Origin of the sequence: Streptomyces sp. NPDC001549, assembly GCF_042894025.1 — a bacterium.
GTDB classification, from domain to species: Bacteria; Actinomycetota; Actinomycetes; order Streptomycetales; family Streptomycetaceae; genus Streptomyces; species Streptomyces kutzneri.
On sequence record NZ_JBIAVJ010000044.1, the window covers coordinates 12,024 to 36,165 of the forward strand.

Sequence of the window (24,142 nt, forward strand, 5' to 3'; positions counted from 1 at the left end):
GTGATCGAGGTGGACGGCCGGACGGTCGCTCCCACTCCTCAGGGATTCGCTGCGGCTGTCGGGGACATCCCCGCGGAGCCCGGAGTGGTGCTCCTGGTGGATACCTTCGAACGCTGCCAGGGTCTGGAGGGCTGGCTGCGCAACGAATTCCTCCTCGGCCTCCCCCTGGGCAGCGTGGTGGTGCTCGCCGGGCGCCGCGCGCCGGACGCCCGCTGGACCTCGGATCCCGGGTGGTCGCAACTGTTGCGCGTGACGTCCCTGCGGAACCTGCCCCCCGACGATGCCGCCCGGTTGCTGCACGCACGCGGCCTGCCGGCGGGGGCTCATCAGGCAGTACTGTCCTTCACCGGCGGCAACCCCCTGGCCCTCTCGCTGGCGGCGGCCGTGGCCGTCAGGGAAGAGGGCGGAGTCAAGTCCGGCTGGAAGCCCAGTCAGGACGTCATCGCCACCTTGCTGTCCAAGCTGCTCGGTGACATTCCCACCCCGGCGCACCGCAGGGCCCTGGAAATCTGTGCGCACTCTTACGTCACGTCGGAATCACTGCTCCGAGCCCTCGTGGGCGAACAGGCGCCCGAGTTGTTCGCCTGGTTGCGCCGGCAGCCCTTCATCGAAGCGACGGACGCGGGCCTCTTCCCGCACGACGTGGTGCGTGAGGCGCTCGAAGCCGATCTGCGCTGGCGGGACCCCGACGGCTTCGCCGACATGCACAGAGCCGTTCACCAGTACCTCGTCGAGCGGGTACGCACGGTTTCCGATGCGCAGTTGCTCCAGGCCACCAGCCCCCTCATCTACCTCTACCGCAAGGAAGCCTCGGCCAACTTCCACAAGTGGCGTGACGGGGACCACGTCAAGGACGAGCCGTACGCGGAGGAGGACCGCGAACGTGTGCTGGAGCTGGCCGAAACCGCGGAAGGCGGGGAGTCCGCGGACATCTGCCGGTTCTGGCTCGACCATCAGCCCGAGGCGTTCCGCGTCTACCGCTCCACTCAGACGGGTGAGATCGTCGCGTTCTTCGCGTGGCTGCGCCTGCGAGAGCCGCTGGGCGCCGACATCGACCCGATCGTCGACGCGGCCTGGGCACACGCCCGGTCGGCCGCACCGCTCAGGCCCGGCGAGTACATCGCTCTGGCCCGATTCCACGTCCACCCACCGGTGTACCAACGCACCTCGCCACCCATGGATCTGATGCACTGGCGCGGACTGGGCGAGATCTTCCGGGCCGACCGGCAGGCCTGGACGTTCGTCGTCAAGCGCGACGACGGACACTGGGACGCGTACATGCACCACTTCGCGATGCCGTCCGTCGGCCGCCGACCCCGCGTCGGTCCGCACCCCTACGTCCTGTTCGGCCACGACTGGCGGGCGCAGCCCGTAGGGCCCTGGCTGGAGGAGAGGTCGAACACGATCCTGGCCCACAAGCTCAGGCGCGGCGCATCGTCCTCGTCCGGGGAACACGCGGAACTTGTGGTGCTGTCCAGGCCGGAGTTCGACACTGCAGTGCGCGACGCCCTCCGTGCGATCCGGCGCCCGGACGCGCTCGCCCGCAACCCCCTCAACCACAGCCGAGTGGTGACCCAGAGCGCCACGACTCTGCGCGCGCTGCTCACCAACGGCATCGATGTCCTTCGGGAAGGGCGCTCGGGCGACAAGCACCACCGTGCCCTGACCACGACGTACATCGCGGGTACCCCGACCCAAGAGGCCGCAGCAGAGCGTCTCGGACTGCCGTTCAGCACCTACCGCAGGCACCTCACCAGCGGAATCGAGCGTCTCATCGATCTGCTGTGGCGTAGCGAACTCAACGGAACCACGGTCGTCGAAGGAGACCCGACGTGACTCCCACGGCAGGAGCCCGGTGACACCGCCGGACACAACGGCGTCAGGCGTGGGTGATGCCCTTTGCGCGGAGGGTGTCGCGCAGGGCCCGCAGGGCGTAGTAGCTGCGTGATTTGACGGTTCCCGGGGGCACGCCGAGGGCTTGGGCGGCTTGGGCGACACTGTAGCCGCGGTAGTAGACGAGAGCGATGACGTCGCGATGAGGAGGTGTGAGCCGGCCGAGCGCGTCGAGAACGACCTGGGTGGTGAGGATCGCATCGATGGCGTCGTCGACAGGGAGGTTGACGTCGTCGGCGGGTGGGGATTCGGGCGGCCTGACGGCGCGGGCGCGGTGGTGGTCGATGGCGAGGTTGCGAACGACGGTGAACAGCCACGGACGGATGGAGACGGGGTCGGTGGTGGTGGTGAAGTTCCTCCAGGCGCGGGCAGTGGCTTCTTGGAGAAAGTCTTCGGCCTTGTGCCAGTCGCCGTTGAGGAGGCGGGCCGCGTAGCGCAGAAGGGGGGTGGCGTGATGGTGGTAGACGGCGTGTACGAAGTCCTCGCAAGGGTCGGGCTGCGGGGAGGTGGCAGTGGCGCCGGGTATCGGTGTTCCGGCTTCCGAAGTCCGCCTCATGTACTGACACCCTTTGCTTGATCAATGGACCGGTTGCGTGACATGGCGCATTCCTGTGTCGGGCCGGGGTACGTCGGCAGTCGGACCGGCGTGCCAGTGCCGCGGCTCGCCGGTGTCGTCCGCACCTACGTGGCGCTGCGGCGGGCGAGGGCCTCGACCAGCTGCGCACGGGACGGGCCCGTCCGGATGGAGGACTGCGCGTCGGCCGAAATCAGTGAGAACCTGACCTGCAGGTCCCGGGCCAGCGTCACCGGGGTGACCGGGGTGGCGTCCTGCCGGGCGATCTCCTCGTCCGGGGCCGCGGTAGGGGGAGAGAGAGTCCCCGAAGCTCCTCCGTTTCGCGCCTGGAGCCGTTCCTCCCAGTCGGTGATCCGATGGTGGAGCGGTGACAGCAGGTCCTGCGTGAGACGGTCGAAGCGCACCACGGTGTCCTCGACACCGACCTGGCGCAAGGCGTCCCTCAGCAGGACGGTGTGCAGCAGTCCCATGGACGGCCCCAGACCGAGCAGGGGATTGACCGCCGCCCACGCATTGCCGACGCTCACCGTTCCGGTTGCCACCGGTCGCCCGCCGAGAACGAACCGCCGGTAGCTGCTCTCCACCCGCGGTGTGACCCATACACCGGGCGAGGGCTTCCCGGTGAGGGGAGGCAGCAGCGGCTCGTAGAGCCTTGCCGCCCGGCTCCACGCGGACGGTCCGGCGAGCGGGTAGAGCTGGAGGTCCTCGTCGCTGATGCCCAGGGTCATGGAGCAGGTCCCCCGGCCCGCCGACACCGACGTCACAGTGACGCCGTCGAAGTGGCGCAGGGACCATCTTGCGGGGCCGGGGCACGTCTCGGGTGAGTCGAAGCGCCGTGTGTAGAGGCGCATACCGCTGTCCTGGCGCTCTTCCAGAGGCCGGGGAGCGCCGATCTCGCTCAGTTGTCTGACCATGTTCGAGCCTCGGCCTGCCGCGTCGACGATCAGATCGGCGAGCACGGCCTCACCTCCGTCCGTCAGGACGCCCTGGATGTGCGGCCTGCCGGGCAGACGCTCCTTGCCTGTCAGGAGAGAGGCGACACCGACTCCTCGGTCGACCCTGATGCCTTCGGTCCGGGACATCTCGTCGTCCAGAACGCGGGCGATGAGCATGCGGTGCACGGCAGGGTTCGGTTCGCCGTGGCCAACGGCGTTCAGTGAGGTCAGAGTTCGCGCCACGGCGGGGAGTTCGCCCGACATCATGCGCATGGCCTCGGCGAGCAGTACGAGAGGGCCCTCCCCCACCGCCCACGGCGGATCGGACACGCCCTCGCCATACCCCCGGGCATCCGGCCCCGGAATGGAGGAAAGGACGGGACGTGGATCGAGAACCGTCACTCGATGTCCCTCTGCCGCGAGCAGCAGGGCGACCACTGCGCCCACAGGACCCGCACCGCACACCACAACATGCATCCCACAACCCTTCTCCGTACTCAAGGGCATGAGCATGTCGGCATCCGCTGCTCACTTCACAGACCGGTTTCCTGCTCACCTTGCCTCTCGGCAGGGGCGACAGGACCGGCGAGCGGGATCACCGGCCGCCCGCCGCCGCGGCACAGCGGATACTGGGCATCGCAGTGGCCTCCACCGTGACCGGGTCAGGCAGACTGGCCCGCTTCACCGGTGCTCGCCAGGTCGGTGCCCTGGAGCTCGTGATGCCACAGCAGATCGCTCATTCTGTCGATGCCCGATGTGAGGTGTCTCCGATAGGTGCTGAACGGCAGTCCGAGACGCTCCGCGGCCGCCTCCTGCGTGGGGGCTCCTCTGAAATACGTGGCAGCCACCGCCCGATGACGCTTCTCGCCACTGCGCTCGTCCAACAGGGCCTCGGCGGAGGCGGCGAGAACCTCGGACAGACTGAGTCGGCCATCGACGACCAGTCTGCTGCGGTTGAGTGGATTGCCGGCGAGCACCGCCGGTTTGCGCAAGGTGCGCAGCGCTTCCCGGACCGCAGCGTCGAACTCGGGCCGTGACAGCACCACCAGCCCGCCACGCGCGGACGACGGCGAAGGGGGCATGGGCGCGCCCGACAGCATCGCTGCGCTCTTCTCCTGCAACCAGGCGTCGGCCGGTTGCGCGCGCCAGTCGTGGCCGAACAGCGCATAGCGGTGGTCGCCGACCGCGGGCCGTTCGTCGGCGGGCAGCAGGTTGAGGTCCCGTAGATAGTCGTTCCAGGACCCGTTGTCCCGCATCACCGCGTACGACCAGGTGAGCCCGTCGGCACGGATGTACTCCGATGTGGCGCGCCACTGCATGAAAGTCATCGGCGCGGAGGGGAGTTGGTACTCGTCGGGGTACACCGAGAAGCGGGCCAGAGCCATGTGCTCGCCCGGCCTGAGCGGCCCGTTCGTCCGCGCGTGCCGCCAGGCCGCGGCGACCACCGGATCGACGTCCAGGCCTTCCGGCTCCTCGATGCGCAGCCAGGCGGAGAACGCGAGGACCTCACCGGTCTGGGTCGACCGGTACACGCGGAACGCCTCGGGCCGACGGTCCAGCCAGAAGGCGGCCAGTGCTGCGGATTCCTCGCCCTCGGCCCTGACCGCCAGCTCCAGGACGCGGTCGCGGTGGTCCGGGCGGTACGGCTGGTCCTGGAACAGGCCCGCGTCGCGCCAGTCGTTGAACTCCGACATGTGGCCGTCACCGCGGTAGAGGTAGGTCAGTGCTCCGGTGGCCTGGAGCACCCGGGACTCCGGTACGGCGCGGACCTGGGAGAGGAAGTAACGGCGCATCTGTCCATGCATCGCGGCGAACCCGTCCGGGTCGCGCCACCGCAGGTCCGCCTCCAGTGACTCCCGGACGGCGTCGTGCGGGAAGAGCCCGGCGGCCGAGGTCTCGATGTACGGCTGGACGCGCAGCCAGGAGAACAGCTCCGGCGCGTGGTCGCCCATGAGAGCGCGGAGCAGGGACTCGGACGTGACGTAGGCGTGGGCACAGATCTCGAGCGCCTGGCGGTGCAGAGAGCTCGGCGTGTCGCCGATCAGTAGCGGCAGGAGCAGGGCGACGGCGTCCTGGTCGGGACGCCAACCGGAGGTGGACGCCTCGTCCTTGACTGCGAGGGCGGCCGCCAGCGCGAGCGCGAGCGGGTTGCCGCCGGTGAACGACAGCAGTGTCGTGTGGACGCGGGACGACACGCCGCGCGTGGTGAGGAAGGCGGTGGCGTCCGAGGGCGCGAGGTTACGCAGGGAAGAGACCTGGAGCAGGCCGATCCACCCCGGATCGGCCGTCCAGCGAGGGTCGAGGGCATTGCGTCCCGCCACCACGACGAGCGCGCCGGCGGGCAGTCGCGGCAGGAAGCGTTCCCACAGCCAGCCCTCGAGTCCCTGGCACTTCTCGAAGGTGTCCACGAGCAGTACCACTCCCGGGGTTCTCACCTCCGGACCAGCCGCCGCGGCGAAGCCCTCCGGCGTCGGATCGACGGTCCGGCCGTCCACCTCGACGACCGTCCGGCCCGCCCGGTGAGCCTCCCTGGCGAAACGGCGCAGCAGCATCGACTTGCCGATACCGCCCGGCCCGTGCAGGTAGTGGATCGGACAGGCGCGCGCGTCGCCCGCCAACGCGGCCTTGAACAGGGAGAGTTCTGCCTGGCGCCCGACGAAGGCGCGATCCCGGCCGACGGTCAGGCTGTCGTCGATGACGCCTTCGTTCCCGCTCATCGATTCAATGGCCCTCTCCCGAGTGCGAATTCTGACCAGGGCGCGAAGTGCCCCTCATCGCACCGGACCTGGCTCCGGGACGACTCGGCCAACGGTACGGGGCGGCGGCGGCCCTCGGCGCCGCCCTCCCGTGCGGGAGGGCGGCGCCGAGGCATTCAGCGATCTGCTGGCGCTACTTCCCAACGAAGGCGAGGAGGGCGTTGTTGACCTCGTCGGCGTGGGTCCAGAGGAGACCGTGGGGGGCTCCTTCAATGACGACGTAGTCGGCGCCGGGAAGCGCGGCGTGGAAAGGCTCGGCGGTGGCTTCTATGGGGAGGATGCGGTCTTCGGTGCCGTGCAGGATGAGGGCGGGAACGTCGATCTTGGGGATGTCGGCACGGAAGTCGGTGGTCCAGGTGGGGACGGCAGCGCGCGAGGCATACGAGGAGGCTCCCGCGGCGGTGGCCCAGTTGGCGCGCACGACGTCCTCGCTGATGCGGGAGCCGAGGTTCTGGTCGAGGTTGTAGAAGGCTTGGTAGAAGTCGGTGAAGTAGGCGTAGCGGTCGTGGGTGACGGCGCTGAGGATGCCTTCGAAAACCGTTGCGTCGACGCCGGTGGGGTTGTCGTCGGTCTTGAGGAGGTAGGGCTCGAGTCCCGCGAGGAAGGCCGCCTTGGCGACACGGGCCGAGCCGTAGGTGCCGAGGTAGCGGCCGACTTCACCGGTGCCCATGGAGAATCCGACGAGGATGGTGTCGGTGAGGTCCAGGGTTTCCATCAGGGTGTGGAGGTCTGCGGCGAAGGTGTCGTAGTCGTAGCCGGTGGTGGGCTGACTGGACTGCCCGAAGCCGCGGCGGTCGTAGGTGATGACGCGGTGGCCGGCGTCGAGGAGGACGGGAAGCTGCTTCTCCCAGGAGTGTCCGTCCAGGGGGTAGCCGTGGATGAGGACGATGGGCTGTCCGGTGCCGTGGTCCTCGTAGTAGAGGTCGATGGTGGTGCTGTTTTCCTGGCCGACGGTGATGAAAGGCATGGGGGTTCTCCTGGGTCGGTGTGTGAATTGGCCGGATTGCTGAGGAGCAGGCAGGGGGAACGGATTCCCACCTGCCACCTGCGGTGCGCCGGTTCAGCGGGAGGTCGAGGCAGCTGCCTGCTGGATGATGCGGGTGACGGCGTCGGGGCGCGATACGGGGACGGCGTGGGAGGCCTTGACCTCGACGGTGTGCGCGTTCGCGCGTTCGGACATGAACCGCTGTGCGACGGGAGGGATGTTGAGGTCCTCGGTGGCGATCAGTGACCAGGAGGGAATGGTCTTCCAGGCTGCCTTCGTGGCCTTCTCGTCGAGTGCCGCAGCGGCGATGGGGCGCTGTGTCGTGGCCATCAGGGCAGCCTGGCCACGCGGGACGTCGGCGGCGAACTGTCGCTGGAACGTCTCCGGCTTGATGGAGATGTCGTTGCCGGTCACACCGCCCGGGAGGCTGTAGGGCACGGCTTCTACGACATCACCGAGAGTGCTGCCGGGAAACTTGTTCGACAGGCCGAGAGAGCTTTCGCCGGTGTCGGGAAGGAAGGCGGCGATGTAGACGAGCGCCTTGACCTTGTCCTCGTGGCCGACGGCGGCATTGCTGATCACCGTGCCGCCGTAGGAGTGGCCGACCAGGACGAGCGGGCCGTCGATGCTGTTCATGACGCTGCGCAGGTAGGCGGCGTCATGCTCGGGTCCGCGCAGGGGGTTGGCTGCGGCGACCACGGGGTAGCCGGACTTCTTCAGCCGTTCGACGACGCTGTTCCAGCTGGTGGAGTCGGCGAACGCGCCGTGCTCGAGCACGATCGTCGGCTTCGGCCTCGGGGTGGAGACGGCGGAGTTCGCACCCGACGCACCGGCGGTACCGGCTATCGAGAAGACGAGGGAGGCTCCGGCGACGCCGACTGCGGTCAGGTGGCCGAAGCGCTTGAGAGGGAATCCGGAGGTGGACTGGTGGGGCACGTCTGCGTTCCTTTGCCGGAGGGATGGGGACCGGGGTGCGCGTAGCACCGGTGGCATCGCTTGCTACGCGGAAAGCCGGGTCCTGGTTCAAACCCCCGGGATGAAAGGCGGACCGGCGTGTTTCCCGGAGCTCAGGCCGTGCGCAGTTCGCCGGCGCGTGTGCTCATGCGCAGGAAGAGCAGGGAGACGAGGGTGATGGCCGTGGTTGCCGTGATCGCTGTTCCGGCGAGCATCAGCACCTGGTCCCAGGGCGTGGTCACGATGACGGGGACCTTCTCCGCGCTGACCAGGGCACTGTGTGCCTGGGAGTAGGCCTGGTCCTCGCAGGCGCCGATGCCGTCTCCCGGCAGTGGTGCGCAGCGCCAGGTCTGCATGTCCGCGGTGTCGCTCGCGTCGGGGACGGCGAAGCGGGGCAGCAGAACGCCTGCCAGTACTGCGAGGCTCACGGCCGGGGCGACGGGAGCGAGTGTCTGCCAGCCGATCGCGCGGGCCAGGATGCGTCGGGGCGTCCCGGTGGCGATCAGGGAGGCGAGTGCGCGCCGTTGGGCGAGGACCGTGTCGGCCAGCGCCACGAGGAGTCCGGCGGCAGCGATGACCAGAGCCACCAGGGCGGCGTATCCGACGAGTTCGTAGGCCCGTTCGTACAGGCCCGTGCCGGCGGGTTCGTACGGCTCGCCGACCAGTGCGGCGAAGCGGCGGGTGTTCTCCTGCTGTGCGGAGACGGATGCCACCGTCAGGGCGGCGAGACCGGCTGCGGCCGAGCCGATGACCAGCGCGACGAGCATGGCGGAGAAGGTACGGCTGCCCGACCAGGGGTCGGCCGTCATGCGGCGGCCTGCGAGAAGTCCGGCGGGCTTGCGTGCGTACCGTTGAAGGGTCCGGCCGATGGTGTACGTGATCCAGCCCGTGCCCGTGACGACGCCGATGCCGACGGCGAGCACGCCGATGACGATCAGCCCCCCGGTGATGAGCAACGGTGCGTCGTCGGCCCGCGGGTTGCGGGTGAAGTACGCGTGCACGGGCTCGACCAGTGCGCAGGCGCCGAGCCCGGTCGCGATGAGCACGCCGGGCGTGACGCGGGGCTTGCTGCGCCGGGTCCTGCGGACGACACCCAGGGGGGTGAGAGCGGCCCTGCGCAGGGTGAGTACGGTCAGTGCGGCGACGACCAGGGGGACCCCCGAAGCGATGCCGGCCATGGCGGCGGCATGGGGCAGTACGTCCGTGGGCAGGGGGCGACGGCCCTGCGCGTCGGGGGCGTCGAGCAGGGTGCGGCCGAGGAGGAACACCGCGAATCCCGCCGCCGCCCCGGGGACGGACGCGAGTCCCGTCTCCACGGCCACGATGCGGATGATCTGGCGTGGTGTCGCACCGGCCATCCGGATCGCGGCCAGCCGGTGCTCGCGCGCGGGCGCGCCGAGCCGGCTGCACTGCGCGACCAGGGCGAGGGCCGGTACGGTCAGCAGCACCATCGCGAGGGCGACCCCCGGACGCAGCCCGCTCTCGTTGAGCAGGTCGTTGGTGTAGCGCACCGCCCGGGCGGGAGGCACGGCGATCACCGTGGCGGCGCAGAGCAGCGTTACCGTGCCGAGGGCCGAACTGAGTGCGGTCAAGGCGATGCGCACGTGATCCGAGCGGCTTCCCGCCACCGACAGGCGCAGTGTGGTCAGCAGGTTCACCGGCCGTTCTCCGCCCCGGCTCCGGAGCGTCCCCAGGCCGATCCGATCAAGGCGTCGTCGTCGCTTTCCAGCATGCCGTCGCGCAGGCGGATCTCGCGATCGGCGTAGGCGGCGACCGTGGCGTCGTGGGTGACCAGCATGACGCTGGTGCCCTGGGTGCGGGCCGCGCGGACCATGTGGCCCATGACCATCTCTCCGGCGAGGGTGTCCAGCGCACCGGTGGGTTCGTCGGCGAAGAGCACCTTCGGTCCCGTCACCAGGGCGCGGGCGAGCGCCACGCGCTGCTGCTGGCCGCCGGACATCTCCCCGGGCAACTGCTTGGCCAGCTCGGCGACACCGAGACGATCGAGCCAGTCCGCTGCCTGGGCCGTCGCCTGCCGCCGACCGGTTCCGCCCAGCATCAGGGGCAGTGCGACGTTCTCCACCGCGGGAAGTTCTGCCACGAGCTGGCCGAACTGGAACAGCACCCCGAAGTCGGTGCGCCGCAGCAGCGAGCGCCTGGCTTCGCCCAGGTCGTCGATGCGGGCGCCGCGATAGAGGACCTCCCCGCCGTCCGGGCGCAGGATCCCGGCCATGAGGTGCAGCAATGTCGACTTGCCGCAGCCGCTGGGGCCGGTGACGGCGACGATCTCGCCTTGCCGCAGTGCGAGTGACACGCCGCGCAGGGCCGGGCTCGGGCCGTACGACTTCGTCACGGCACGTGTTTCGATGATCATCGGTGCACCTCCAGGCGCAGGTCGGCGACGCGGTCCGTTGCGGTCTGCATCCACCGCAGGTCGGCGTCGAGATGGGCGATCGCCAGGTCGGCGGCGAGTACATCGGCGACGGCCGCGCCCGGGGTGGTTTTCAGCGCTGTCAGTTCACGCATGCGCGCCAGGTGGGCGGCCCGTTGCCCCGACAGGTGTCTGCGGGCACCGGCCTCGTCGGCGACGAGCAGGGCGACCACCGTCTTGGCGAGGAGGACGCTCGACAGGTGTGGAGCGGGAGGTTCGGGCGTACCCAGCCAGTCGAGGAGCAGCTGGCGGCCGTCGTCGGTGACTTCGTACGCCGTGCGGTCCGGCCCGCCGGCCCGGTCGTGGCCCGCCGCACAGGCCAGACCGTCGCGGACGAGTCGATTGAGCGTCGCGTACACCTGCCCGAAGGCCAGCGGCCGTGCGCTGGGCAGGCGGGTGTCGTGCGCTCGCTTCAGCTCGTACCCGTGCAGCGGGTGCGGCGCGAGCAGGCCGAGAAGGATGTGTGAGTTGGACACGTCCCTCACTATTCATCAAGCGAATAGACGAGTCAAGCAGAGACAACTCCGCGCTGAGACAAGGGAGAAGGCGTCATTCCGAATTGGCTGTGGGTCAGGAGGAGTGCACCGGCGACCAGTACGGCAGCGTCCCTCGCCAGGGGATTGACGGCACGTCAGGCAGGCTGGGAGTGCCGGCAGAGCCCAGCGCCCCGCATCCCTTTCGCAACACGGTCCAGTTCGCCACGGCCTCCCGCCAACCGGAGGTGCCACGGCTCCGCAGCGACGCCCCTCGGGGGGCGGTGTCCCTCGTACCACCTGTGGAGCGCGGGCGGCCGAGGTCCGTTCATCGGCGCGACCACCCCGAAGAGTTCGCGCCGCGCCGGGGGATGGCGTCGGGATCCGGGCCGGGCTCGGTGGCGGGATCGACCTGCCGGCGGGGCGGGGCCCGGCATCTCCAATACGGGCACAGGCAGACGATGGTTCACCTCGACCGCGGTGCGGGTCGGCGTGACACGCCGAACCCGTGCAGGCTTCCCGTACGAGCCGGTGCGCGTCGGCGGCGGTGAGGTCGCCGGGGCGGAAGGGGATGCGGTACACCATGGGCGCCACGACCCGGTCGATGACCGTCTCGACGTCCGGGCTTCTTCGCCGCACTCCCCCCGGGCCAGCACGATGCCGATCTGCTCCGCGGCGTAGGCCGAGCACTGCGCCGCGTTGTCGCCGTTGGGGTCTCCGAGGAGGGCGTCACGGATGTGGGCACGGCCCACGGGAGAGCCCACACCCTCCAGAAGCTGTTCGGCTCAGCCCTCCAGGTCCGCCGACGAGTGGCCGCGGTCCTCCGGCGGAGTGTGCGCACAGAAGTGCTCGACGGCGACGTTTGACAGCAGTTCCTGCAGGTCGCTCCAGCGGCGGTAAATGGTGAACGGCGTGACGCCGGCCCGGGCCGCGACGAGGGGAACGGTCAGCTCGGGGCGACCCGACGGCCGCGCAAGCGCATCAGTTGCTTTGGCGAGCTCGGAGCGTCAGGGTCCTTGGCAGGCATGCACCTGGTGAGCCTGCCCGCCCTGTTCACCGCGGCCGTCCTGGCCGGCGTCGCTTTCGGCGCGGCGTCGCAGGGCTCGCTGGAGACAGTTATCGCCCCGGCCCTGCGGCCGGACCGGAGTGCGACCCTGGCCGCGTACCACGTGCACGGTTATGCGGCGATGAGCCTCCCGACCCTGGGGGCCGACGTCCTGACGCAGCTCTACGGGATGCGGACCACTGCTCTCCTGCACGTCGGCCTCGTCGCCCTTCCGGCCACCACCGCAATGCTCACACTCCTCGCGATGCGGAGACGGACGGCCGCTCGCACGGCCGACCCGCCCCGCCGAAGGACCGGGCGGCTGACAGCACCCCGAAAGGCGCGACCGGCTCTTACGACACCTGCGGGAGGATCCCGAACGGAGCGGCTCGGCTGCCGCGCCCTGCCGGGCCGGCCCTGAGGGGGTCAGTCCGGGTCAGTCACCAGTTCGCGAGCGGCCCGCACGGCCCGCTCGGGGTCGGGAGCCGGCACTCCCTCCAGTTCGTAGGGCCGCACCGCGTCGAGCAGCGGCAGAAGGGCCAACAGCTCGTCCCGCTCGGCACGGCACGACGGGCACCGGTCCAGGTGCTCGGCCACACACTCGCGCTGCGGTCCGTCGAGACCGCCGAGCATCTGAGTGGCAAAGGCGGTACGGGCGCGTTCGCATTCCAAAGGACTCTCCGAAATTTCGATCCAGCCGCCGTCCTGGCCGGTACGTCGGTTGTCCGCTGTGACGCGACGCCGGAGTCCGTCCCACCCTACGGGCTGCCGTGCGGCAACGGAATCGTTCCGGTACGCCGCCTCGACTCGATCGGCGGTGACCTTCGTGGGCGGAGCGCGGGAGGCGTTCCCAGAGCCCCGGCGAGGGCGGGGCGACGGGGCTACCCCGGGGGCGTTCCCGCGCGCAGGCGCCCGGTCAGCGCGTGCAGGGCAGGGATGAGGGCGTCGTACTGCTCCGGTGGGTAACGCAGGGCCTGCTGGGCCGATTCCACGACGCGGCGTGCGCGATCGCGCACGGCGCGGCCCGACTCCGTGCTGGACACCTGCACCTGGCGTCCGTCGCTGACACTGCGGTGTCTGTCGACCAATTCTGCGCCCTCCAGTCGCTTCAGAAGGGGGGACAGCGTGCCGGAGTCCAGGCCGAGTTCCTCGCCCAGATCCTTGACGGTGACCCGCCCGCGCGACCAGAGCACCTGCATCACCAGGAACTGGGGATAGGTGAGTCCGAGCTCGGCCAGGAACGGGCGGTAGTGCCCGACCCACGCCCGTGCCGCCACGTACAGGGCGAAGGAGAGATCGTCCCGAAGCGATACGCCGCACTCGTCGGTCAACGCCGGCGACCGGGGCTGCGTCATGGGCGCTCCTCTCATTGCCGACCGTCTGCACGGTCGCAGGCCTCAGCGTTCCTACGGCACGGAGCAGCCGTCGGTTCAGTACCCCGCTCCCCGGCCAAGCCCACACCCGGTACACGGCCCAGGGCCCAGGGCCCCGGCCAGTACGTCCGCACGCCGAGCCGATCCGGTTCAGCGCTACCGCGGCACGGGGGTATCCGTGCCGGTGTGCGTAACGGCGGCGGGGCGCCGGTGCGAACCCGTGAACCGGCCTGTGCCGGGGTGTCGTCCACCGTGTGAGGCCTGGTGAACCTGTTCCGCGATACCGCCGTTGTCACGAATGGGCCGCTCCTGCACGGCCATCCGTTGCCTCCCGAAGAAGAAGGAATTTTCATGACGGCAGTCTTCGTTCACGGCGTACCCGAGACCGGTGATCTGTGGGACCGGCTGCGGGCCCGCCTGGGCACCGCCTCGGTCGCCCTGCGGCTTCCCGGATTCGGTGCGCCCCTCCCCGACGGATTCGGCTCTTCCATGGACGAGTACGTGGAGTGGATGGAGGGGGAACTGCACGAGCTCGATGGCCCGATCGACCTCGTGGGACACGACTGGGGAGGCCTCCTGGTGGCACGGATCGCCACCAGGTCCCGTGTCACTCTGCGCAGTTGGTCCGTGGATGTCGCCGGTATCCTTCACCCTGCCTACGTATGGCATGACATCGCACAGCTCTGGCAGACACCGGTATCGGGGGAGGCGTGGGCGACCGCCACTCTGGAGGACACCGACCCCGCGAGTCCCCTCAGCGCCTCCGGCCAACTGCGAGCCGCAGGCGCTCCCGAGGACGACGCCCGGGCAATGGGCGAGAGCTTCGACGCGACCATGGCCTCGTCCGTCCTCGCGCTGTACCGCTCCGCGACCCCCAATCCGTTCGCACGCTGGGGGACGGAGCTGATGTCACCGACCAGCACTCCGGGCCTGGTCCTCCACCCGACGCTCGACCCGTTCGACGGTCCTGCCGCACAGGTGGTGGCCGCCACTCTTGGCGCGCACTTCGAGCCCCTCGAAGGCCTGGGCCACTGGTGGATGCTCCAGGACCCCGCCACCGCGGCCGGCGTCCTGGAGAAGTTCTGGGCAGACCTGGGCGCGTGACCGCCGGGGCGCCGGCGTCCTGGGCCCGGCGCGGCGCCCGTTGCCGGCCGTCGGCTACCGCTGCCGACCGGATAGCGGCCCGAGCAGGGCAGGTCCGAGGAACTACCCTCCGGCTCCTCCCAGTTCTCCGTAGCGGCCGTGCATCGGGAAGCACGCCGGCGAGCAGTATTCTCGGCCGGTGTGCACCGCAGTGGCAGCTGCGCCCCACCAGCACGGTCCCGCCCGGGGTCCACGACCCCGTCGCTGGGGTCATCCGGTCCCGGCCCCGTCCAGGTGCCGCAGCAGCGCGCTCTTGCCGATGCCCGGCTCACCACGCAGAACCAGAGGACCGCCCCGGCCCTCCCGTGCCGCTCGGAGCAGGGCGTCGAGCCTGCGCATCTCGTCCTGACGGCCGATCAGCACATCCGTGTTCGCCCCAGGTGTGATCGACGACCTGTGCGGTAGCACGCCGGAGGGGAATCCGGGAAGACCCCGGTCGCCCATGGATCACCGCAGGAAGTCGTATAGGTGAAGGCTACCGACGCGAGCGGCGGGCGCCCACCGCGAGTGTCGAGCCGTGACCCGCACCTCACCACCACCGGCTGCTCGGGAACGTCGCCCTGCCCCGGATCCGGGGCAGGGCTCGATCTGTCGGACCCGGGTCAGGCGTGGACGAAACCTCTGGTCGCCGACATCAACGGGTGCGCGAATCCCGATGCAGGCAACCGATCGTCCGGTTCACGCAGTACCGGACGAGGTTCAAGAAAGGCATCTCCATGCACGTCCGTGTGTTAGGCCCCGTAGAACTGATCACCGACCGTGGGGATCCCCTCCGGGTCGCGACCGGCAAGCGGCGCGTGATCCTTTCCCTCCTGGCACTGGAGGCGAATCGCGTCGTACCGCTGGACCGGCTGGTGGATCTGCTCTGGGAGGGAGGTCCTCCCAAGCATGCACGCACCATCGTGCACGGGCACATCTCCGCGCTGCGGCAGTTGTTCAGCCCCGACATGTCCATCGAGACACGCCCGCCCGGATACGTACTCGCCGTCGAGGCCGACAGCGTTGACGCGCACCGGTTCTCGCAGCTGCTCCAGGCCGCCGCGGAGCAGGACGAGGACGCCGAGGCCATCGGCCTCCTGCGTGAGGCCCTCGCGCTGTGGCGCGGACAAGCGCTGCCCGACCTGGCGGGAACGAGCGCCTGGCATGACCTCACCACCCCCTGGGAGGACGCGCGTCTGGACGCCTGGGAGTCGCTGGCCGAACGCCTGCGCCGTATCGGGAGGCCGTCGGAGGCCGTGGCGGGCCTTCGGGACGCACTCGGCCTGCATCCGTTGCGTGAGGGCCTGGCAGCGCAGCTGATGGCCTGTCTGCACGCGGCGGGTCGCCAGGTCGACGCCCTGGAGGTGTACGAAGCCGTACGAAGGCGTCTCGCGGAGGAACTCGGGCTTGATCCCGGAGCAGAACTGCGGCAGACACACGCCGCCGTGCTCCGGTCGAATACCGCGAGTCCGGGGCAGCGTGACTCGGGAGCGAACCAGGACCCGGGCCGGCGGTCGGGGCACGACACAGGCTGCTGCTGCAGTACCGCCCACCGGACCGGCCAGCGGCGAAATTGTCCTCCCGCCGCTTGACCACGACCCGAAAGACCGCCCGCCGCAAGCGGGAGTGATCCCGGAACGCAACCAACAGCATCCCGTTAGTGCGTCATTAGCCAATGCGGCGAGAGTATCTGCGAGAGAAGAGCTCGTGTCCGCACCGAGCGGCCGGACATTCTCTCCCCTCCCCCGCACCAAGGAGAAGAAACGAGCATGGATCGAACAGTCGCCGTCATTTCCGGTGGGATGGATTCGGTCGTTCTCGCCCACCATCTTCATGCAGAGAGACATCGGTTGTCCCTGCTGTCCATCGACTACGGCCAGCGCCATCGCAAGGAGCACGAGTTCGCCCGGCGAACGGCCCGACGACTCAACACACCACACGAGGTAACCGATCTGCATTCGATCGGGACACTGCTTCCCGGCAACGCGCTGACCGACAGCGAAGTCGGGGTGCCGGACCACGGCGGCGAAGTATCCGGTGTGGTCAACGTGGTGCCGAACAGGAATGTCATCCTTCTTTCCGTCGCCTTCGCGAAGGCGGCAGCGGAGAGGGCTGACAACGTTGCTATCGGCACCGTGGCCGGCGATGCCGACACCGGACCGGACTGCTCGGCGGAATTCCTCGCCGCCTTCAATGCGATGGAACGCGTGGCGTGTGCGGGCTTCGCCCCCGAAAACCTCGCCGTCATCGCCCCGTTCATCCGCATGCCCAAGCACAAGGTCATCCTCCTCGGCGAAGCACTCGGCGTCCCGTGGCAGGAGACCTGGAGCTGCTTCCGCGGGGGTGATGAGCAATGCGGGGTCTGCGCGACCTGCTACGACCGCCGGACCTCATTCGAGAAGGCCAACGTTCAAGACCCCACCGTCTACGCAAGGGACTGATGTTCGTGTTCCGCATCACCAAGGAATTTGCCTTCTCAGCAAGTCACCGCCTGGATCACCTGGCCCAGGACCACCAGTGCGCGCGCCTGCACGGCCACAACTACATCGTTCAACTGGAGCTGTCGGCCGCCGTGAACGAACTGACGACCGCCGGATTCGTGCGCGACTACGGCGACCTCTCCGACTTCAAGAAGTGGATCGATGCAGAACTTGACCACCGGCATCTGAACGACGTGATCCCCGACTGCAACCCGTCCGCCGAGAACATGGCGATGTGGATCTACACGGTGTGGTCCGAGCGATTTCGGGAGATCTCAGCGGTCCGCATATCGGAAACCCCCAAGACATGGGCGGAGTACAGGCCCTGAGCCCGCTTCGATCGACTGACGGAGCGGGAGTGTCATGACATCGACCATCGTCGTGAACGAGGTTTTCGGTCCCACCGTGCAGGGAGAGGGCCCCTCGTCGGGCCAGCGCTGTGCCTTCGTTCGTCTCGGGGGATGCAATCTGTCGTGCCGGTGGTGCGACACCCCCTACACCTGGGACTGGAAGGGGGTCAGCGACGAGGGCCGGGCCTACGACCCGCGCAAGGAACTGACCCGGCGCACGACGGACGAGGTGCTGGAGAGCCTGCTCGCCATGGATGTCGCCCTCATCGTCATCAGCGGCGGCGAGCCTCTGCAGCAGCAGAAGCGACTCATCCCGCTCGTGCGGTCCCTGCGTGACCACGGCATATCGGTGGAGATCGAGACCAACGGAACCATCGTGCCGACGGATGAACTCGTTGGACTCGGCGTTCGTTTCAACGTGTCCCCGAAACTCGCGCACTCCGGGGAACCCGAGAGTCGTCGCATCAAGCCGAACGCCCTGAAGACGCTGCAGAAGACCCCCGGGGTCGCGTTCAAATTCGTGTGCAGGTCGCACCATGACCTGACCGAAGTCGCCGCCCTGCAGGAACGCTTGGGGCTGACGCCTGTCTGGATCATGCCTGAAGGAAAGAACCAGCCGGATGTCACACGACATCTCGGCAACATCGCGGGCGAGGTGGTTCAGCGCGGATGGAACCTCTCCACCCGTCTGCACGTGCTCGCCTGGGGCGACAGACGAGGAGTATGAGATGGCAAGCACCCTTGAACCCCTTCGTTCGACCGATGCTCCGAACGGGTCCGAGATCTACCCTGATTCTCTGGAAACGATTGCCAGGCAGCTACTCGTGGCCATTGGAGAGGACCCGGACCGCGAAGGACTGGTCGACACCCCCCGCCGCTACGCACAGTGGTGGCGGGAGTTCATCGACTATGAAGCCGGCAAGGTCGAGACACTGTTCGACAGCGTCAGCGAGGACCAGCTGGTGTTCGTGTCCGACATGCGTGTCTGGTCGCTGTGCGAACACCACCTCCTACCTTTCAACTGCACCTTGAATATCGCCTACCGCAGTGCCAAGAACCTTCTCGGCCTGTCCAAATTCGGCCGCATCGCCCACAAGCACGCCCACAAGTTGCAGGTCCAGGAGCGGCTCGTGGCTGATATCGCCAAGGAGATCGAGGACATCACCGGGTCCCCGGACGTCGCGGTGATCGGCAGGGGGGAACACCTCTGCATGACCATGCGTGGCATCCGGACGGGCGCGCTGATGACCTCCGCCGTGTTCGGCGGCGTATTCCAGAAGGACGGCCCGGAACGCAGCCACCTGCAGACCCTGGCACACGCCTCCGGAAACGCGCCGCGCTGGTAGCCGGCCGACGACCACTCAGCAGGAATAACTCCATGACTTCTGTCCCTCAGAAGGGGTGACATCAAATGACTTCGACAAATGCCGGCATCAACGATCTGATGCGGTTCTACCTTCCGCGCAGCGACGGAGAGCCGAATCTCTTCGAGATATGGGAGCGCGGTGAAGCGCGCGGCGACTCGGTCACACCCTCCACGTACTCCTCCGCCTATCGCGAATGGATGCAGGACAAGCTCGTCGGCGCGCTCAAAGACCACGGGACGTCAAGGCTGTTGAGCCTGGGCAGCGGCAACGCCGCTGTGGAGAGCGACATCGCTCAAGGCGGCTATCGCGTGCTCGCCGTCGATGCAATGCCCGAAGCAGTCGCGATGGCCAAGGCGAAGGGCGTCGACGCGCTGCAGGGCGACGTGACCACCTGGTCCCCCGAAGGGGACTGGCCGGTCATCTACATGGACGGCCTCCTCGGCCACCTCTACACCGCCAAGCACGGCCTGTCCCCCACGCTGACGCGGATCCGCACCTGGCTGAGTGGGAACGCGACCGGCAGGGGGACCCTGATCGCTTCCAACGACAGCACCCAGGACGGCAGTGCAGCCCAGTGCGCCCCCGGCGTCGACGGGTTCCACTGGCTGTCCGCCCGGTATATCCGCGACGAAGCCCTCGCCGCCGGGTTCTCCGAGGTCACCACCGAGACCTTCCTCTACGAACGCCCCCTGTCGGGCGAGCGTGCGCGTGCCGTCATCACGGCGACCATCGGGCACTGAGCCCGTCGCCCACGACAAGGAAAGGAGCCTCCATGCCGATCAGCTCGTCGTTCGAGCGACGTCTCGGCTCGGTGGTGACGCGGGCCGCGGAGCATTTCGGTACTCCGTTCCACCTGTATGACGTGCAGGGCATCAAGGACACCTGCGACGAGTTCGACCAGGCCTTCGCGGGCACCCCCTACCGCGAATACTTCGCGGTCAAGGCCCTTCCGAACCCGGCAGCTCTGAAGATCCTCGCCGATCGCGGTTTCGGGTTCGACTGCAGCTCCCTGCCCGAACTCACCCTCGCCCGCCAGGCTGGTGCGAGCGGTCATGACATCTGCTTCACCTCGAACAACACCAGCTCCGCGGAGCTCGAAGCCGCCGTCGGCAGCGGCGCACTCGTCAACGTGGACGACGAGGCCGTGCTCGACAAGCTCGCCGCCCTGCCCGACGTTCCCCGCACCCTGTGCTTCCGGGTCCATCCGGGCAAGGACCGGCAGGGGATCCTGGACTCCCGTCTCGGGGACGCCGAGTCGGCCAAGTTCGGTATCCCCGCCGACCGGCTGGCTCAGGTGTGCGCGCGGGCACAGCGGCTGGGGGTCGAGTCCTTCGGCCTGCACATGATGCTGGGCTCGGGATATCTGACACTGGAACCGTTCCTGCTGACGCTCGACCTCCTCCTGGATCAGGCCGTACGGCTGCGCGCCGAGCTCGGCATCGAGGTCGGCTTCGTCAACCTCGGTGGCGGGCTGGGCATTCCGTACCGCCCTGACGAGCGGCCGTTCGCCCTCGCCGAGCTCGCCGGCAGGATCCGCGGCCGCCTCGAGGAATGGGAGAAGCGTCATGGCGTGACCCGGCCTCGCGTGTGCTTCGAGAGCGGGCGCTTCGTCACCGGGCCGCACGGCGTCCTGGTGACCCGGGTACTGAACAGGATGAGCAAGTTCCGGGAGTTCGTCGGGGTCGACGCCAGCATGAGTGCCCTGATGCGTCCGGCCCTCTATGAGTCGGCCTACCACCACATCACCGTTCACGACTCCGCCGGCCGGCCCTGCGAGGTGGTCGACGTCGTCGGTTCGCTCTGCGAGAACAACGACAAGTTCGCCCGGCAGCGTGCTCTGCCCGCCGTGTCCGAGGGCGACCTCCTGCTCATCCACGACACCGGGGCTCATGCCCATTCGATGGGGTTCACCTACAACGGCCGGCTGCGGCCCCAGGAGCTGCTGCTGCACCCGGACGGCAGCATCGAGCGGATCCGGAGGGCGGAGAGCCAGCAGGACTACTTCGCCACACTGGACTGCACACCGGCCAGGCTCGCGGCGCCCGGTGTCACATGAGCGGCGCCCGGTCGTGGAGCAGGGACGAAGCGCTGGCTCTGGCCGGGGCGTCCGGGCACAGGCCCCTGGACCTGTCGCTCGGGATTCCCTGCGACCCTCAGCCGCGGGTCCCGGGTGCGGCGCATCCGTCCCGCCAGCCCCGCGCCCGGGTGGCCGCCGCATATCCGCCGAGTGCCGGTACCCCGCAGTTGCGCGACGCGATCACCGGGTATCTGCTCCGCAGGTACGCAGTCGCCGTTCCGCCGGAGGCGGTTGCGGCCTGTGTGGGATCCAAGGAGTTCATCTCCACGCTCCCGCTGTTCCTCCGGGACCTGACACAGCAACACGCCAGGGGCGCCGGGCGTGACACCGTGCTGATCCCGGCCCTGGGCTATCCGTCGTACGCGTTCGGCGCCCGGCTGGCAGGGCTGCGGGTCCACCGCGTCCCCGTCGACGAGACGTTCCGTATCCGCCTGGACCGCATCGCGCCGCATGTGGTGAGCCGCGCACTGTGCCTGTGGGTCAACAGTCCCGCGAACCCCACAGGGGTCGTCGAGGACCTGGACCGGGTCGCTGCGTGGGGGCGTGCACACGGCGTGCTCGTGGTGTCCGACGAGGCGTACGCCGAGACCACCTGGTGCCACGAACCGCGGACCGTGCTGCGCGGCGGCCTGGACGGTGTGCTCACCGTCCACAGCCTGTCCAAGCGGTCGAACGCACCCGGACTCCGAGTCGGCTTCTACGCCGGCGACCCTACGCTGGTCGCCGGACTCGTACACCGCCGCAGGCAGGGGGGCCTCATGGCCGCGGCGGCCTCCCAGCAGTTCGCCGCGAGCCTGCTCGCCGACGACCGGCATGCCGCGGAGCAGCGGTCCCGCAACGCGCGCCGGGTCTCGGACCTGGTCGACCGGCTCAACGCCCTGGGACTGCCGTGTGCTTCTCCCGGAGGAGGGTTGTTCGCGTGGGTGGCCGTGCCCGAGGACGGGGGACGTGCATTTGCCCACCATGCAGCCGCGCACGCCGGTGTGGTCGTGACACCGGGCAGCGAGTTCGGGCCTCGCGGCGACGGATACGTCCGCATCGCGGCCGTTCACGACCTGTCGGCGATCGCCTCCCGGCTGGCGCTGCTGCGCCCTGCCGCGGCCCGGCGGCGCAGTGCTGATCCGTCCGACACGGCATCTCAGGAGTCTCAGTGACGAGGTCTGGCCGCTTGTGTGACGGGCGGCCCCGGAGAAGCCGCTGAAGGCAAGTCCTCATCAGCCACATCCGGCCCTCCCGGGCCGCCTCACAACCTACGGAGGCCTCATGCCCCAGCATCACGGCCGGACGGCCGACGCAACCCCCTTCTCCGTCTCTCGCAGCAGTCCCGTCCCGGAGGCGATCGATGAGCTGTGGGAGCGGCGCGCCGACCTCTCACCCACGGACGACGCAGCCCGCCGTACCGTCACCGAGGCCATCGACCTGCTCGACAGCGGTGCCGCACGGGTGGCCGCCGTGGACCAGGCCAGCGACGAGGTCGTGGTGGACGAGCGGGCTCGACGCGCGATCCTGCTGGCTTTCAGGGTGCTGAGCATGCGGACGTCGGAGGCCGGGCCCTTCCGGTACCAGGATCGCCTTCCGCTGAAACGGCGCTTCGACCGAGTGCGGGTGGCGCCGGGCGCGATCGCACGCTGGGGCAGCCATCTGGCGCCCGGAGTGGTGCTGATGCCGTCCTACGTCAACATCGGAGCCCACGTCGGAGCCGGAACACTGGTCGACACCTGGGCGACGGTGGGCTCCTGCGCACAGATCGGCAGCAACGTGCATCTGTCGGGAGGCGTCGGCATCGGTGGCGTTCTCGAGCCGCCGGGTGCCGCCCCCGTCGTCGTGGAGGACGAGACATTCGTGGGATCCCGCTCGGTGATCGTCGAGGGAGCCCGTGTACGGCGGGGGGCAAAGCTGGGCGCCGGCGTGCTGCTGACGGGCAGCACGCGCGTGTTCGATGCGGACACCGGAGAGGAACTGCCGCGCGGACAGGCGCCAGCCTGGTCGGTGTGTGTGAGCTCGACCCGCCTGCGGATGTTTCCCGGCGGTGAGTTCGGAGTTCCCTGCCTGCTCGTGATCAGGCGTCTGGGCGAGGGGGAGGAACACGACAAGCTCCTGCTGGACAGCCTGTTCCGCGAACACGGCACCGCCCTCTGAGGCCATGACGGCGGCGCCCCGGTCTCCAGCGTTGACCACGGCTCAGGGCCGTCGTCCAACGGTGCGGAGGCAGCCATCCGTTCGGCGGGCGAACGCGCGGACCGGCTCGGTCTGACCATGACAGCGGCCCTCCCTGCCGTCACCCCTTCCACGACACAGTAAGGAATCACATGTCCGACGTCTTTCCCGTCCTCGATCTCAGGGATGCGGACCGTGGTCCCGAGGCCCGCGCGGCGTTCCTCGACAGTCTGCGCTCGGCCATCCACGAGATCGGCTTCTTCCAACTCGTCGGCCACGAAGTGGAAGGAGCCGATCGGATGCTGCAGCTGGCGCGTGACTTCTTCGCCCTGCCCCAGTCCGAGCTGGAGCAGCTGAGCATCCTCAATTCCCCCCATTTCCGCGGCTACTCGGAAGTCGGCCGCGAGCTCACCCAGGGCAGGCCGGACCAGCGAGCGCAGCTGGACATCGGCCCCGAACAGGAGAAGCAGGTACCCCGCGGCCCGGACGATCCCGGCTACCTCTGGCTGGCAGGCCCGAACCAGTGGCCGCAGGGCATGCCCGAGCTCCGGTCGGCGACCATCGACTGGATCTCAGCGCTCACCCGAGTGTCACAGCGCCTGCTCCGACTGATCCTCGCCTCGCTCGAGGCACCGGCGGACTTCCTGGACCACGTCGTCTCGCCCGACCCGCACGTGCACTTCAAACTCCTGCACTACCCCGGCCGCGACGGCGGCGGGAACTCCGACCAGGGAATCGGTGTGCACAAGGACTACGGACTGCTCACGCTACTGCTCCAGGACGAGCACGGCGGCCTCCAGGTGTCCGTCGACGAGGGCGATTTCGTCGACGTTCCGGTGATCCCCGGCGCCTTCGTCGTGAACCTGGGCGAGCTCTTGGAGGTCGCCACCCGCGGCTACCTGCGAGCCACCACGCACCGGGTCGTCAGCCCCGCATCCGGTGTGAACCGCTACTCGGCGCCCTTCTTCTACAACCCGCGTCTCGAAGCGACGATGCAGCCGCTGCCCACCCGGTTCGTCCGCGAAGCGGCCGGCGTGGTGCACGACCCCGCCAACCCACTGACATCGAGCTACGGCAGCAACACCATGCGTGGCATGCTGCGCGCCTTCCCAGAGGTCATCGCCCGGCACCACCCCGAGCTCCTCCAGCAGCAGACCTGACGGGGCTACC

At 69.0% G+C, this 24,142-nt stretch carries 24 protein-coding genes and 1 pseudogene; 13 read left to right on the forward strand and 12 right to left on the reverse strand.

The window, feature by feature from the left end:
• Nucleotides 1–96: 96 nt before the first annotated feature.
• On the forward strand, nt 97–1,836 hold the full coding sequence (locus ACFY04_RS40785) for an ATP-binding protein (protein ID WP_389125657.1): 1,740 nt from the start codon (nt 97–99) through the stop codon (nt 1,834–1,836).
• 43 nt (nt 1,837–1,879) lie between these two features.
• Here ACFY04_RS40785 and ACFY04_RS40790 read toward each other — a convergent pair whose 3' ends face one another.
• The 9 genes and pseudogenes from ACFY04_RS40790 to ACFY04_RS40830 form a co-directional block, all read right to left on the reverse strand.
• Nucleotides 1,880–2,449: a sigma-70 family RNA polymerase sigma factor gene (locus ACFY04_RS40790; RefSeq protein WP_389125660.1), complete on the reverse strand. Its 570-nt coding sequence runs from the start codon at nt 2,447–2,449 to the stop codon at nt 1,880–1,882.
• A 125-nt stretch (nt 2,450–2,574) separates the two neighbouring features.
• Nucleotides 2,575–3,732 carry a hypothetical protein gene (locus ACFY04_RS40795; RefSeq protein ID WP_389125663.1) on the reverse strand — a complete coding sequence of 386 codons (1,158 nt, stop codon included), beginning with the start codon at nt 3,730–3,732 and terminating at the stop codon, nt 2,575–2,577.
• Nucleotides 3,733–4,064: 332 nt separating this feature from the next.
• A complete protein-coding gene (locus ACFY04_RS40800) occupies nt 4,065–6,119 on the reverse strand; it encodes an ATP-binding protein (protein WP_389125666.1) in 2,055 nt (684 codons plus the stop codon).
• Nucleotides 6,120–6,291: 172 nt separating this feature from the next.
• The gene (locus ACFY04_RS40805; RefSeq protein WP_389125669.1) at nt 6,292–7,125 is read right to left on the reverse strand and encodes an alpha/beta fold hydrolase; all 834 of its coding nucleotides are present in this window, start codon (nt 7,123–7,125) and stop codon (nt 6,292–6,294) included.
• 93 nt (nt 7,126–7,218) lie between these two features.
• A complete protein-coding gene (locus ACFY04_RS40810) occupies nt 7,219–8,079 on the reverse strand; it encodes an alpha/beta fold hydrolase (protein WP_389125671.1) in 861 nt (286 codons plus the stop codon).
• Between the two features lie 131 nt (nt 8,080–8,210).
• The gene (locus tag ACFY04_RS40815; protein ID WP_381624262.1) at nt 8,211–9,755 is read right to left on the reverse strand and encodes an FtsX-like permease family protein; all 1,545 of its coding nucleotides are present in this window, start codon (nt 9,753–9,755) and stop codon (nt 8,211–8,213) included.
• Nucleotides 9,752–10,471 carry an ABC transporter ATP-binding protein gene (locus ACFY04_RS40820; protein WP_381624265.1) on the reverse strand — a complete coding sequence of 240 codons (720 nt, stop codon included), beginning with the start codon at nt 10,469–10,471 and terminating at the stop codon, nt 9,752–9,754. The genes ACFY04_RS40815 and ACFY04_RS40820 overlap by 4 nt, the downstream gene beginning before the upstream one ends.
• Nucleotides 10,468–11,004: a PadR family transcriptional regulator gene (locus tag ACFY04_RS40825; RefSeq protein WP_031147400.1), complete on the reverse strand. Its 537-nt coding sequence runs from the start codon at nt 11,002–11,004 to the stop codon at nt 10,468–10,470. The genes ACFY04_RS40820 and ACFY04_RS40825 overlap by 4 nt, the downstream gene beginning before the upstream one ends.
• Before the next feature lie 516 nt (nt 11,005–11,520).
• A pseudogene (locus ACFY04_RS40830) lies at nt 11,521–11,990 on the reverse strand (TetR-like C-terminal domain-containing protein); the annotation flags it as partial.
• Between the two features lie 27 nt (nt 11,991–12,017).
• Here ACFY04_RS40830 and ACFY04_RS40835 point away from each other — a divergent pair.
• Nucleotides 12,018–12,467: a hypothetical protein gene (locus ACFY04_RS40835; protein WP_389125676.1), complete on the forward strand. Its 450-nt coding sequence runs from the start codon at nt 12,018–12,020 to the stop codon at nt 12,465–12,467.
• A 5-nt stretch (nt 12,468–12,472) separates the two neighbouring features.
• Here ACFY04_RS40835 and ACFY04_RS40840 read toward each other — a convergent pair whose 3' ends face one another.
• On the reverse strand, nt 12,473–12,718 hold the full coding sequence (locus ACFY04_RS40840) for a zf-HC2 domain-containing protein (protein WP_389125679.1): 246 nt from the start codon (nt 12,716–12,718) through the stop codon (nt 12,473–12,475).
• A 209-nt stretch (nt 12,719–12,927) separates the two neighbouring features.
• Nucleotides 12,928–13,401, reverse strand: a complete 474-nt coding sequence (locus ACFY04_RS40845; RefSeq protein ID WP_314245370.1) for a MarR family transcriptional regulator — start codon at nt 13,399–13,401, stop codon at nt 12,928–12,930.
• A gap of 369 nt (nt 13,402–13,770) precedes the next feature.
• Here ACFY04_RS40845 and ACFY04_RS40850 point away from each other — a divergent pair, with 369 nt between their 5' ends.
• On the forward strand, nt 13,771–14,523 hold the full coding sequence (locus ACFY04_RS40850) for an alpha/beta fold hydrolase (RefSeq protein ID WP_389125681.1): 753 nt from the start codon (nt 13,771–13,773) through the stop codon (nt 14,521–14,523).
• 249 nt (nt 14,524–14,772) lie between these two features.
• On the opposite strand, the gene ACFY04_RS40855 is transcribed toward ACFY04_RS40850, so the two are convergent.
• On the reverse strand, nt 14,773–14,925 hold the full coding sequence (locus ACFY04_RS40855; RefSeq protein WP_389125683.1) for an ATP-binding protein: 153 nt from the start codon (nt 14,923–14,925) through the stop codon (nt 14,773–14,775).
• 353 nt (nt 14,926–15,278) lie between these two features.
• Between ACFY04_RS40855 and ACFY04_RS40860 the strand changes: the two genes are divergently transcribed.
• The 10 genes from ACFY04_RS40860 to ACFY04_RS40905 all read left to right on the forward strand — a co-directional run bounded on the left by ACFY04_RS40860 (nt 15,279) and on the right by ACFY04_RS40905 (nt 24,132).
• Nucleotides 15,279–16,133 carry a BTAD domain-containing putative transcriptional regulator gene (locus tag ACFY04_RS40860; protein WP_389125686.1) on the forward strand — a complete coding sequence of 285 codons (855 nt, stop codon included), beginning with the start codon at nt 15,279–15,281 and terminating at the stop codon, nt 16,131–16,133.
• A gap of 177 nt (nt 16,134–16,310) precedes the next feature.
• On the forward strand, nt 16,311–16,982 hold the full coding sequence (locus ACFY04_RS40865; RefSeq protein ID WP_389125688.1) for a 7-cyano-7-deazaguanine synthase: 672 nt from the start codon (nt 16,311–16,313) through the stop codon (nt 16,980–16,982).
• On the forward strand, nt 16,982–17,350 hold the full coding sequence (queD, locus tag ACFY04_RS40870) for a 6-carboxytetrahydropterin synthase QueD (protein ID WP_389125691.1): 369 nt from the start codon (nt 16,982–16,984) through the stop codon (nt 17,348–17,350). Before ACFY04_RS40865 ends, queD begins: the two co-directional genes overlap by 1 nt.
• A gap of 34 nt (nt 17,351–17,384) precedes the next feature.
• Nucleotides 17,385–18,098 carry a 7-carboxy-7-deazaguanine synthase QueE gene (locus ACFY04_RS40875; protein ID WP_389125694.1) on the forward strand — a complete coding sequence of 238 codons (714 nt, stop codon included), beginning with the start codon at nt 17,385–17,387 and terminating at the stop codon, nt 18,096–18,098.
• Nucleotide 18,099: 1 nt separating this feature from the next.
• Complete coding sequence (gene folE / locus ACFY04_RS40880) at nt 18,100–18,717, forward strand: GTP cyclohydrolase I (protein WP_031147385.1); 618 nt, start codon at nt 18,100–18,102, stop codon at nt 18,715–18,717.
• Nucleotides 18,718–18,782: 65 nt separating this feature from the next.
• Nucleotides 18,783–19,478, forward strand: a complete 696-nt coding sequence (locus ACFY04_RS40885) for a hypothetical protein (protein ID WP_389125696.1) — start codon at nt 18,783–18,785, stop codon at nt 19,476–19,478.
• A gap of 32 nt (nt 19,479–19,510) precedes the next feature.
• A complete protein-coding gene (gene lysA / locus ACFY04_RS40890) occupies nt 19,511–20,794 on the forward strand; it encodes a diaminopimelate decarboxylase (protein WP_381744953.1) in 1,284 nt (427 codons plus the stop codon).
• A complete protein-coding gene (locus ACFY04_RS40895; protein WP_389125699.1) occupies nt 20,791–21,969 on the forward strand; it encodes a pyridoxal phosphate-dependent aminotransferase in 1,179 nt (392 codons plus the stop codon). Before lysA ends, ACFY04_RS40895 begins: the two co-directional genes overlap by 4 nt.
• 109 nt (nt 21,970–22,078) lie before the next feature.
• Complete coding sequence (locus tag ACFY04_RS40900) at nt 22,079–22,954, forward strand: 2,3,4,5-tetrahydropyridine-2,6-dicarboxylate N-succinyltransferase (RefSeq protein WP_389125702.1); 876 nt, start codon at nt 22,079–22,081, stop codon at nt 22,952–22,954.
• A gap of 170 nt (nt 22,955–23,124) precedes the next feature.
• Nucleotides 23,125–24,132: an isopenicillin N synthase family dioxygenase gene (locus ACFY04_RS40905; RefSeq protein WP_381744950.1), complete on the forward strand. Its 1,008-nt coding sequence runs from the start codon at nt 23,125–23,127 to the stop codon at nt 24,130–24,132.
• The last annotated feature ends 10 nt before the right edge of the window (nt 24,133–24,142 follow it).

Coding starts and splice junctions, on each gene's coding strand:
- ACFY04_RS40905 (WP_381744950.1), top strand. CDS start 23,125: ATGTCCGACGTCTTTCCCGTCCTCGATCTCAGGGATGCGGACCGTGGT.
- lysA (WP_381744953.1), top strand. CDS start 19,511: ATGCCGATCAGCTCGTCGTTCGAGCGACGTCTCGGCTCGGTGGTGACG.
- ACFY04_RS40875 (WP_389125694.1), top strand. CDS start 17,385: ATGACATCGACCATCGTCGTGAACGAGGTTTTCGGTCCCACCGTGCAG.
- folE (WP_031147385.1), top strand. CDS start 18,100: ATGGCAAGCACCCTTGAACCCCTTCGTTCGACCGATGCTCCGAACGGG.
- ACFY04_RS40790 (WP_389125660.1), bottom strand. CDS start 2,449: ATGAGGCGGACTTCGGAAGCCGGAACACCGATACCCGGCGCCACTGCC.
- queD (WP_389125691.1), top strand. CDS start 16,982: ATGTTCGTGTTCCGCATCACCAAGGAATTTGCCTTCTCAGCAAGTCAC.
- ACFY04_RS40860 (WP_389125686.1), top strand. CDS start 15,279: ATGCACGTCCGTGTGTTAGGCCCCGTAGAACTGATCACCGACCGTGGG.
- ACFY04_RS40800 (WP_389125666.1), bottom strand. CDS start 6,119: ATGAGCGGGAACGAAGGCGTCATCGACGACAGCCTGACCGTCGGCCGG.
- ACFY04_RS40865 (WP_389125688.1), top strand. CDS start 16,311: ATGGATCGAACAGTCGCCGTCATTTCCGGTGGGATGGATTCGGTCGTT.
- ACFY04_RS40850 (WP_389125681.1), top strand. CDS start 13,771: ATGACGGCAGTCTTCGTTCACGGCGTACCCGAGACCGGTGATCTGTGG.
- ACFY04_RS40895 (WP_389125699.1), top strand. CDS start 20,791: ATGAGCGGCGCCCGGTCGTGGAGCAGGGACGAAGCGCTGGCTCTGGCC.
- ACFY04_RS40845 (WP_314245370.1), bottom strand. CDS start 13,401: ATGACGCAGCCCCGGTCGCCGGCGTTGACCGACGAGTGCGGCGTATCG.
- ACFY04_RS40900 (WP_389125702.1), top strand. CDS start 22,079: ATGCCCCAGCATCACGGCCGGACGGCCGACGCAACCCCCTTCTCCGTC.
- ACFY04_RS40885 (WP_389125696.1), top strand. CDS start 18,783: ATGACTTCGACAAATGCCGGCATCAACGATCTGATGCGGTTCTACCTT.
- ACFY04_RS40805 (WP_389125669.1), bottom strand. CDS start 7,125: ATGCCTTTCATCACCGTCGGCCAGGAAAACAGCACCACCATCGACCTC.
- ACFY04_RS40820 (WP_381624265.1), bottom strand. CDS start 10,471: ATGATCATCGAAACACGTGCCGTGACGAAGTCGTACGGCCCGAGCCCG.